The sequence below is a fragment of the Shewanella sp. SM32 genome (genome assembly GCF_025654235.1).
Classification (GTDB): Bacteria; Pseudomonadota; Gammaproteobacteria; order Enterobacterales; family Shewanellaceae; genus Shewanella; species Shewanella oncorhynchi.
Map to the genome: position 1 here is coordinate 1 of NZ_JAKKRO010000098.1, position 9,859 is coordinate 9,859.

The window sequence follows — 9,859 nt, forward strand, 5'->3', positions numbered from 1 at the left end:
TTAATGTTTTACCTGGCACGGGGCGACCTTCTTTTCTGGCAATATCTCGCCAATGATACAAGGTTTGCACCGCGATGCCTTCTTCCCGAGCGACCTCTGCGACCGTTAAGTTGTGAGGAGGTAATAATTTTTTAAGGATCGCCTCTTTACGTTCTGGTGAATACCGAGCCATATCGTTCTCTTTTGCCGCACCCTGTCTTTAAACATAATGATTATTTAGGGGTGACAACAATCCTGACACAGGGGGGTGATGTGAACCGACTATAGCAAACACGCATTTGTCCAAACTCGTGTCAGGCCGATCAGTTCTGGCACGTTAATGCCCCAAAGCAATTCAGCGTTGTTTCTTCTTGATTGTAAGTTACACAGATTTAGCATTACTTTTTCTTATACTTAAACTAAACAAATTAAGAGTGATTATCGAGTGGTTCAATAGTTATCTATTGTAGTGATCTGATATTCTTGATTAGGATCTTCAGGTCATTTAAAAAATAAATGTCTAGCACATAACTTTGTTTACCTACATTATTTTAGCGCTGATTATTTTATACTGACGACTGTTCCATTCGCTGAACAGTCGTGGAAATTTATAAAAATGAAACAAAGAATTATAGTAAAAGCCAATATTTTCAAAGCACTGGGGCATCCAACGCGATTATGGATGGTAGAGCAACTTACACAGGGTGAAAAATGTGTATGTGAATTTGTTGAGGGCGTTGATGTTGATTTTTCCACAATTTCTAAGCACTTATCCGTTTTGCGCCATGCTGGAATTGTGGATATGGAAAAACGAGGTAAGCAGATTTTTTATCGTCTTACCATGCCATGCTTACTGACATCGTTACATTGCATTGATGGTTTATTAGATCTACAAATTCAGAAGCAGATCGCATTAATTGAGTAGTTTCAGACCTATCATTTGGTTAAATGGCAAAATAACAAAGTAACCAAATAAGGCTCAATTATGGATATTAAAATTCTCGGTACGGGTTGTACAAAGTGTCAAAAATTGGCAGAGGCTACTAAAGCCGCGGCGCAGGCACTTCATCTTGATTACCAGCTATCTAAAGTGACTGATATTGAAAAAATTATGGCCTACAACGTAATGTCAACACCGGCGTTGGTGGTAGACGAGCAAATAATTCTAACGGGACGACTTGCCAGTGTTGATGAGCTCATGACCTTGCTTAAAGCCCATACAGCTTAGTGGCATAAAGGAGTCGGCATGAACGCTAAAAAAATTGTCCGCTACCTGCTGCTCACTGTGGTTTGTGTAGGCTTAGGGTTGGTTGGGTATCAGCAATTTGGCACGATAACCGCTGCTAAAACTAATAATGCGGATATCGCTGCCAGCGTGTCACCTCAATTAAAAGATGGGCTGAATGTTTATTATTTTCATGGTAATCAGCGCTGTACAACCTGTGTCCGCATGGAAAAATTCACACAGTCTACTGTGATGAATCAGTTTTTCAAGCAAGTGCGCGATGGTGAAATGCAGTTAAATTTAGTGAATGTCGATTTGCCTGAAAACCAGCATTACATCGATGATTATCAGTTGGTATTTCGTACCGTGGTGATTGCTAATACCCACAATGGCGTGGATACAGATTGGCGACGGTTAGACCGTGTGTGGGAGTTGGCCAACAACGAGCGGGCATTCAGCCAATATTTGACTGAAGAGATTAACGCGATGGTTAATCAGACTAAGGCTAATCAAGCCTTAGTCGTGCGATCTGCCAAGGTGCCCACCCATGGATGAGTGGGCAGTTATGCTGTTGTCGGCCTTTTGGTTTGGCATTTTAACGTCTATCAGCCCGTGCCCATTAGCGACTAATGTAGCGGCAATTTCTTATATCAGTAAAGGCATACAATCTCCATATCGAGTATTTGCTACAGGGCTTGCCTACACTATTGGACGCATGCTCAGTTACTTGGTGCTCGGCGTAGTACTCGTGGGGAGTTTACTCTCTACGGTGACGGTATCGGTGTTGCTCCAGAAATACATGAACCTGTTACTCGGGCCTATCTTAATATTGGTGGGGATGTTTTTACTGGAGTTACTGACATTACGCTTACCAGGTAGTGGTGTCTTATTCGAGAAGTTAAAAGCCAAAATTAACCCACAAGGATATGTAGGCGCTTTACTACTGGGGATTTTATTTGCGTTGTCATTTTGTCCGACTTCTGCAGCTCTCTTCTTTGGCTCGCTGCTACCGCTTGCACTAGAGTCACAATCGAGTATTGCCCTGCCAGCGATTTATGGGGTAGCCACTGGTCTACCGGTTTTAGTCTTTGCGATCCTATTAGGAATTAGCGCCAATCGCGTTGCGAAAGCTTATAACCACATATTGGCGTTTGAGCACTGGGCCAGAAAAATCACTGGCGTGGTATTTATCATCATTGGTGGCTATTACGCTTGGGTGAATATTTTCAGTCCATTTATTGGCGAAAATTAAAGGCTATAACTGTATTGCATGTTTGTAAATCAGGCCTCGAGGTATGAGATTACCCGAGGCCAGAGCTTGTTTTGAAAATCTAACTATTTTTTACTCTCAGCCCATTGGCATCAATAACCACTTCACCGTCTTCCTTGGTAAAAGCACCTAATTGGGGATTTGGCAAAATATCTAAAACACTTTCTGATGGACGGCACAGACACGTACCCAATGGCGTAATGACGATGGGACGATTAATCAGGATTGGGTGCTCGAGCATAAAATCGATTAATTCACTGTCGCTAAACTTATCTTCACTTAAGCCTAATACGGTAAAGGGCTCAACATTTTGCCGCAGTAAACTGCGCACCGAAATACCCATCTCCGCAATCAGTTGCAGCAGAGTTTGTCGGCTCGGTGGCGTCTCAAGGTAGAGGATTATAGTCGGTTCAACCCCTGAATTGCGGATAAGGCCTAAAGTGTTGCGCGATGTGCCACAGACTGGATTGTGGTAAATCTTAATGCTGTCATCAATCATATTAGTCATAACATGTCTCTGAAAAATAATCGCTTATAAATTTATCCATAGGCACTAAACAGATGCTCTAGTACCCATGGACGAAGATTAGAAGGAGAGGCGCAGCGCCAGTGCCGCTAGGGTGACAAATAGCACTGGTACTGTCATCACAATGCCGACGCGGAAATAATAACCCCAGGTAATATTGATATTTTTCTGCGCCAGTACATGCAGCCATAACAAGGTTGCTAAACTGCCGATGGGGGTGATTTTGGGACCTAAATCGCTACCAATTACGTTCGCGTAAATCATGGCCTCTTTAATCACGCCAGTTGCATTGCTACCGTCTATCGACAGGGCGCCAATTAACACTGTGGGCATGTTGTTCATGATGGACGATAAAAAGGCGACCAAGAAGCCTGTGCCCATAGTGGCAGCCCAAAGCCCTTGTTCTGCCAAGCTATTTAATACACTTGATAGGTAATCGGTTAAGCCTGCGTTGCGAAGACCATAAACAACCAAATACATGCCGAGTGAAAAGACCACTATCTGCCATGGCGCGCCGCGAAGCACCTTAGTAGTATCTATGGCATGGCCTTTTTTCGCGACAACAAACAGGATCAGGGCTCCTACGGCAGCGACTAAACTCACGGGCACACCGAGCGGTTCTAAGCCAAAAAAGCCCACCAAGAGTAAGACTAATACGCCCCAACCGGTTTTAAAGGTGTTGAGGTCGCGAATGGCGGCCTTAGGTTCACGTAGTTTTTGCAAGTCGTAGGTCGCGGGAATATCTTTGCGGAAAAACAGATGCAGCATGACTAAAGTGGCGCTAATAGCGGCAATATCGACGGGCACCATCACAGCGGCATATTCGTTAAAGCCTATGTTAAAGAAGTCAGCCGAAACGATATTCACTAAGTTAGAGACGATTAACGGCAAACTCGCGGTATCGGCAATAAAACCCGCCGCCATTACAAAGGCTAAGGTCGCTCCGGCGCTAAAGCCCAGAGCCAGTAACATCGCAATCACTATGGGGGTGAGGATCAGCGCCGCGCCATCATTGGCGAACAATGCGGCAACCGTCGCGCCGAGTAACACTATGTAAGTAAAGAGTAAACGGCCACGACCTTTGCCCCAACGGGCCACATGCAGCGCGGCCCATTCGAAAAATCCCGATTCATCCAATAATAAACTGATGATGATCACGGCAATAAAGGTGGCGGTCGCATTCCAGACAATATTCCATACCACAGGAATATCCCCTAAGTGCACCACACCCAGTACTAGAGCCAATACGGCGCCCAAGGTGGCACTCCAACCTATGCCTAATCCCTTAGGCTGCCAAATTACTAACACTATGGTGAGAACAAAAATTGCCCCAGCTAACCACATACAAGCTCCTAAAAGGGCAGATACCGTCTACCCGTAACCATAAAATAATGCCCATAAGGATACATTAATGCTGTTTTGCCAGTAGGCTTAATCGTGTAATACCAATGGGTTCTTCTTGCTGCAATGGGATTAATGCTAACCGAGAGGCCAAGCCCTGTTGCACTTTCTCTATTTGCACCAGTTCATGGCGAGCGCGTACTTTTAATAATGGCGAGGTCGTTCTGGCAACGGCGAGGCTGTTATTGATAAGCCATGCCCAAGGTTCAATCCCTGCGCGGCGCAAATCTTCCTGCAAATTCGCGGCTTCGAGCACAGGGGTAGTTTCGGGCAAAGTGACCAATAATACCTTAGTGCGCTCTTTGTCTTGCAACTGCATCATTGGCGTTGAATAGTGAGTTGTTTCCCCCATACGTTTAGCGACTTCACGGTGATAGGCGCCGGTAGCGTCAAGCAGCAATAAGGTATGCCCCGTTGGCGCGGTATCCATTACCACAAAGCGTTTCCCCGCCTCGCGGATAATGCGCGAAAAGGCTTGGAATACGGCAATTTCTTCAGTGCATGGCGAACGTAAATCTTCTTCTAACAAGGCTTTACCTTGGGCATCTAACGCTTTGCCCTTCGTTGCTAACACCTGTTCACGGTAGCGAGTGGTGACTTCGACGGGATCGATTCTGCTGACTTGCAAATTCGCCAATTGACCATGCAGCGTTTGTTCTAGATGCGCGGCAGGATCTGAGGTGGTCAAATGCACATCTAAGCCAAGCTCTGCCAATCTGACCGCAATGGCGGCGGCCAGCGTAGTTTTCCCGACACCACCTTTGCCCATGAGCATGATAAGGCCATGGTCCTGCTGCGCGATTTCACTGATTAAACTATCCAGTGTTGGCACTTGGGGCAGACTGTCTTGCTTACATTGGTCTTGCTCATCCATTACGGGTAAATCAATGTATTCTGCAGGCATAAAGAGTTGGCGTAATGGCGCAACGCCTACCAGGTTCATCGATTGAAGTATCAGCGTTTCGTGAGGTAATGCCGTGAGAATGGGGGATAAATTGGTGAGCACCGCTTGTTCACGTTGATAGAGTGCAGAGGCAAGGGGATCATTGAGTGCCGCGCCTTCGGGCAATACGCCGTTAATCACCAGATATTGATTCTTAAGGCCCACTTGGCGCAATTCTTGGTGAGTGCGCTCCACTTCTATCAGGGTGGATTGCTGTGGACGCGCAACTAAGATCAAGCGTGTTTTGTCGGGATCGGCCAGTGCTGCTAATGCTTGCGAGTAGCGTTCCGCCTGTTTTTCGAGGCCCGCTAATGGGCCAAGACAGGAAGCGCCCTCGGGGTTAGTCTCTATAAAGCTGCTCCAAGCCCCTGGGAGTTGTAACAGCCTAATCGTATGCCCCGTTGGTGCGGTATCAAAAATAATATGATCGAAATCTTGCAGTAGCGATGCATCGGTTAACAAACCGGTGAATTCATCGAAGGCGGCAATTTCAGTGGTACAGGCACCAGAGAGTTGTTCTTCAATACTGCGAACTACATCTGGCGGTAATAGGCCTTTGACGGGATCCACAATACGGGCGCGGTATTGCTCTGCAGCTGCTTGAGGATCAATTTCCAGTGCCGTTAGTCCCGCAACGCTGTCTATTGGCGTGAGTTTATTACCGATGGTTTGTCCGAAAACTTGGCCTACATTGGATGCGGGATCGGTACTGACCAACAACACCCGCTTACCACTGTCAGCTAAGGTAATTGCTGTCGCGCAGGATAGCGATGTTTTACCGACACCGCCTTTACCGGTAAAGAAGAGGAATGCGGGCGGATTCTGAATAAATTTCATTAGATTATCCTTGGTGTTTCCAAACGTGAGTTGACTAACAGCAAGAGGTTTTGCCACTGCAACAAGGAGCGATATTTTTCGCAGGTTCTGCGATATCGATCTTCGCCCAACGGGAAAGTTCCTGCCGACTTGGATAGCGGCCCGCTAATATCATTTCACCATTTAAGAGAATAAGCGGTAGGGATTCTGTACCAGATGTTTCTAAAAAGCGTCTGACAAGGGCATTTTCGGCAAAGGCCATGGGCTGTTGGGATAAATTAAAGCGATCTACTGTAATGCCTTGTTGTTTTAACCATTGGCAATCGGCGGCAAAGGTGACGAGTGCTTGGTCAACGTCAGTGCCACACACGCCAGAGCTGCAACATAAAGCGGGATCGAATATCGAAAATTGAGTCATAACTTTTTCCCCATAAAATGGATTCAGGTTTGAAAGCGAAGGCAATAAAAGTGGGTGTTGGTGCCCTAAAAACCACTTAAAATGCATATATGGATTTTCGTATATACTATACGCTTGAAAAAAATGGAGTCAAACACTCAAAAGATATTCACTGCTAAAATCCACAAATTCGAATATTGAGCACCTTGGTATATCAGAAAAATGTGACATAACTTCAGTTTACGGTTCTAAGTCACAGTTCTTGAAATTTTCAACTTGGTTTCACAATTGTAAATTTCAGTAAAGTGTAGATGTTTGTAAATTGATCTAAATCGCAGTTATATACCCCAAAAGATATATATTAAATTCCATACCCTTATTAGGAGTGTGGAAAATGAAGAAAGAGAATCAATTCAACTTGGGACGGCGCCAGCTGCTCAAGTCAACTGCGGCAGGTACTGTACTCACTGGGATTGGCGGAGCTTTATCCTTTACCCCTATCCTAGAAGGTATTGCCGCCGAATTACCTGCGCCTTTGCGTAGAACTGGCACCGGAGAGTGGTTAGCGACGACCTGCCAAGGCTGTACTTCATGGTGTGCTAAACAGATTTATGTGATGGATGGCCGTGCATTGAAAGTGAGGGGTAACCCAAACTCTGGCGTCCACGGTATGTCCAGTTGCCCTCGTCAGCACCTAAGCTTAGAGCAAGTGTACGATCCCGATAGATTGCGTACACCAATGATGCGAACTAACCCTAAAAAGGGCCGCGATCAGGATCCTCAATTTGTCCCTATTACTTGGGATAAAGCGCTGGATATGTTAGCGGATAAAATCATTGCTTTACGCGAAGCTAATGAGCCCCATAAATACGCGCTCCTTCGCGGTCGATATTCACATATCACTGATTTGCTTTATAAAAAGATGACCAATTTGATTGGTTCTCCCAATAATATTTCACATAGTTCAGTGTGTGCTGAAGCCCATAAAATGGGACCGTATTATCTAGATGGTAACTGGGGATATAACCAGTACGATATCAAAAATGCTAAATTTATTTTGTCATTTGGCGCCGATCCCATTGCGAGTAACCGTCAAGTCTCGTTTTATTCGCAGACATGGGGTGATTCCCTCGATCAGGCTACAGTCGTCGTAGTCGACCCAAGGCTTTCTGCTTCGGCGGCGAAAGCCCATAAATGGATCCCGATTGAACCTGGTCAAGACAGTGTGCTGGCCCTAGCCATTGCCCATGTCGCCTTGGTTGAAGGTGTATGGCATAAGCCYTTTGTTGGTGATTTTATTGAGGGTAAAAACCTGTTTAAAGCGGGTAAAACCGTCAGTATCGAGAGCTTTAAAGAAACCCATACCTACGGTTTAGTGGAGTGGTGGAACCAAGCTCTTAAAGACTATACGCCAGAATGGGCGAGCAARATTACTGGTATAGACCCTAAAACCATTATTGCCATTGCTAAAGATATGGGKGCGGCGGCACCTGCGGTGCAAGTATGGACTTCCCGTGGCGCAGTGATGCAAGCCCGMGGAACATATACTTCGATTTCTTGCCATGCYTTAAATGGCTTATTTGGTGGTATCGATAGTAAAGGGGGKTTATTCCCAGGTAACAAAACGCCWCTCCTGAAAGAATATCCAGAGGCAAAAGCCTATATGGATGAGATTGCTGCTAAAGGTGTCAAAAAAGAAAAAATTGACCAACGTGGTCGTTTAGCATTCCCTGCCATTGCTAAAGGTAAGCCTGGARGTGGGGTGATCACGGGTAACGTCCCTAATGGCATGCTCGCTGCTGATCCTTAYGAAATWAAAGTGATTTTAGCTTATTTTAATAACTTCAACTTTTCCAATCCTGAAGGGAAACGTTGGGATGAAGCCTTAAGCAAAGTCGAYTTCATGGCCCATGTGACYACCAACGTGTCCGAATTCAGTTGGTTTGCTGATGTGTTATTACCTTCTAGCCACCATATGTTTGAAAAATGGGGTGTGYTGGATTCTATCGGTAATGGTGTTGCACAGGTTTCAATTCAACAACCCTCGATTAAACGTCTATGGGATACCCGTATCGATGAATCTGAAATCCCTTACATGTTAGCTAAAAAGCTGGCWGATAAAGGATTTGATGCACCATGGCGTTATATCAATGAACAAATTGTCGAYCCTGAAACAGGTAAACCTGCTGCGGATGAAGCWGAGTTTGCGAAGTTGATGGTCAGATTCTTGACTGCGCCGCTGTGGAAAGAAGATGCGTCTAAATACGGTGATAAGCTCAATTCATGGGATGAGTTCGTGCAAAAAGGGGTGTGGAATAGCTCTCCTTATAAGCTTGAGTCTCGCTGGGGTAAGTTCAAAACWGAAACCWCTAARTTTGAGTTTTACAGTAAGACCTTGGAAAAAGCGTTGCAAGAACATGCTGATAAACACAAAGTCAGCATAGATGAGGTAATGAAAGCTTGTGACTACCAAGCTCGTGGTCAATTGGTATTTATYCCYCATTATGAAGAACCCTATCGATTTGGTGAYGAAGCCGAGTTYCCGCTGTTACTCGTGGATCAAAAGTCACGTCTAAACAAAGAAGGTCGAACTGCAAATAGTCCTTGGTACTACGAGTTTAAAGATGTCGAYCCTGGTGATGTGGCGAATGAAGATGTGGCTAAATTCAACCCGATAGACGGCAAGAAATTTGGCCTCAAAGACGGTGATGAAATCCGCATTACMAGCCCTGTGGGTACGCTGACCTGTAAGGCGAAGCTRTGGGAAGGTGTCCGTCCTGGCACTGTGGCTAAGTGTTTTGGCCAAGGGCATTGGGCCTATGGACGTTACGCCAGTACCAAATTTGGCATAACCCCAAGAGGTGGCTCAAATAATGACTTGATTGCAGAYAGRTACGATCGCTTAAGTGGCGCGTCGGCATTCTATGGTCATATCCGTGTTCGTGTTGAGAAAGTGTGAGGTAACCCACTATGAGATTAGGAATGGTGATTGACCTACAAAAATGTGTAGGGTGTGGTGGCTGTAGCTTAGCCTGTAAAACAGAGAACAACACGAACGACGGTATTCATTGGTCGCATCATATTGCCACCACTGAGGGGATTTTTCCTGATGTAAAATACACTTATATACCGACCTTATGTAATCATTGTGATGATGCACCTTGTGTAAAAGTCTGCCCGACAGGGGCTATGCACAAAGATAAGCGCGGCTTAACGCTGCAAAACAATGATGAATGTATTGGTTGCAAGAAGTGTATGAATGCTTGCCCATACGGCGTGATTAGTTTTAATGCGGCAACACC

11 protein-coding genes are annotated in these 9,859 nt (G+C 45.4%); 6 read left to right on the plus strand and 5 right to left on the minus strand.

The window, feature by feature from the left end; all coding sequences use genetic code 11:
- Positions 1–172, minus strand: a 172-nt coding sequence (locus tag L5M10_RS22585; protein ID WP_263238167.1) for a transposase, incomplete at its 3' end; no start/stop codon positions are given.
- 423 nt (positions 173–595) lie between these two features.
- Here L5M10_RS22585 and L5M10_RS22590 point away from each other — a divergent pair.
- The 4 genes from L5M10_RS22590 to L5M10_RS22605 are packed head-to-tail and all read left to right on the plus strand — an operon-like array spanning position 596 to position 2,456.
- On the plus strand, positions 596–904 hold the full coding sequence (locus L5M10_RS22590) for an ArsR/SmtB family transcription factor (protein ID WP_182742960.1): 309 nt from the start codon (positions 596–598) through the stop codon (positions 902–904).
- 60 nt (positions 905–964) lie between these two features.
- The gene (locus tag L5M10_RS22595) at positions 965–1,207 is read left to right on the plus strand and encodes a thioredoxin family protein (protein ID WP_182742961.1); all 243 of its coding nucleotides are present in this window, start codon (positions 965–967) and stop codon (positions 1,205–1,207) included.
- Positions 1,208–1,225: 18 nt separating this feature from the next.
- Positions 1,226–1,759, plus strand: coding sequence for a nitrophenyl compound nitroreductase subunit ArsF family protein (locus tag L5M10_RS22600; protein WP_263255991.1), 534 nt, complete (start codon positions 1,226–1,228; stop codon positions 1,757–1,759).
- On the plus strand, positions 1,752–2,456 hold the full coding sequence (locus L5M10_RS22605; protein WP_263255993.1) for an aromatic aminobenezylarsenical efflux permease ArsG family transporter: 705 nt from the start codon (positions 1,752–1,754) through the stop codon (positions 2,454–2,456). Before L5M10_RS22600 ends, L5M10_RS22605 begins: the two co-directional genes overlap by 8 nt.
- Before the next feature lie 79 nt (positions 2,457–2,535).
- Here the strand turns inward: L5M10_RS22605 and arsC are convergent, their stop codons facing one another.
- The 4 genes from arsC to arsD all read right to left on the minus strand — a co-directional run bounded on the left by arsC (position 2,536) and on the right by arsD (position 6,578).
- Positions 2,536–2,973: an arsenate reductase (glutaredoxin) gene (gene arsC / locus L5M10_RS22610; RefSeq protein ID WP_263255997.1), complete on the minus strand. Its 438-nt coding sequence runs from the start codon at positions 2,971–2,973 to the stop codon at positions 2,536–2,538.
- An 87-nt stretch (positions 2,974–3,060) separates the two neighbouring features.
- Positions 3,061–4,344, minus strand: coding sequence for an arsenic transporter (locus L5M10_RS22615; RefSeq protein WP_263255995.1), 1,284 nt, complete (start codon positions 4,342–4,344; stop codon positions 3,061–3,063).
- A gap of 64 nt (positions 4,345–4,408) precedes the next feature.
- Entirely contained in the window at positions 4,409–6,181 is a 1,773-nt protein-coding gene (arsA, locus tag L5M10_RS22620; protein WP_263222364.1) for an arsenical pump-driving ATPase, read from the minus strand.
- A 34-nt stretch (positions 6,182–6,215) separates the two neighbouring features.
- Positions 6,216–6,578: an arsenite efflux transporter metallochaperone ArsD gene (gene arsD, locus L5M10_RS22625; protein ID WP_182742966.1), complete on the minus strand. Its 363-nt coding sequence runs from the start codon at positions 6,576–6,578 to the stop codon at positions 6,216–6,218.
- Between the two features lie 373 nt (positions 6,579–6,951).
- On the opposite strand from arsD, the gene arrA reads away from it, so the two are divergent.
- Positions 6,952–9,516 carry an arsenate respiratory reductase molybdopterin-containing subunit ArrA gene (gene arrA / locus L5M10_RS22630; RefSeq protein WP_263255996.1) on the plus strand — a complete coding sequence of 855 codons (2,565 nt, stop codon included), beginning with the start codon at positions 6,952–6,954 and terminating at the stop codon, positions 9,514–9,516.
- A gap of 11 nt (positions 9,517–9,527) precedes the next feature.
- On the plus strand, positions 9,528–9,859 hold a 332-nt coding region (locus L5M10_RS22635; RefSeq protein WP_182743356.1), incomplete at its 3' end, for a 4Fe-4S binding protein.

Coding starts and splice junctions, on each gene's coding strand:
- L5M10_RS22605 (WP_263255993.1), top strand. CDS start 1,752: ATGGATGAGTGGGCAGTTATGCTGTTGTCGGCCTTTTGGTTTGGCATT.
- L5M10_RS22615 (WP_263255995.1), bottom strand. CDS start 4,344: ATGTGGTTAGCTGGGGCAATTTTTGTTCTCACCATAGTGTTAGTAATT.
- arsD (WP_182742966.1), bottom strand. CDS start 6,578: ATGACTCAATTTTCGATATTCGATCCCGCTTTATGTTGCAGCTCTGGC.
- L5M10_RS22600 (WP_263255991.1), top strand. CDS start 1,226: ATGAACGCTAAAAAAATTGTCCGCTACCTGCTGCTCACTGTGGTTTGT.
- L5M10_RS22590 (WP_182742960.1), top strand. CDS start 596: ATGAAACAAAGAATTATAGTAAAAGCCAATATTTTCAAAGCACTGGGG.
- arsC (WP_263255997.1), bottom strand. CDS start 2,973: ATGATTGATGACAGCATTAAGATTTACCACAATCCAGTCTGTGGCACA.
- arsA (WP_263222364.1), bottom strand. CDS start 6,181: ATGAAATTTATTCAGAATCCGCCCGCATTCCTCTTCTTTACCGGTAAA.
- L5M10_RS22595 (WP_182742961.1), top strand. CDS start 965: ATGGATATTAAAATTCTCGGTACGGGTTGTACAAAGTGTCAAAAATTG.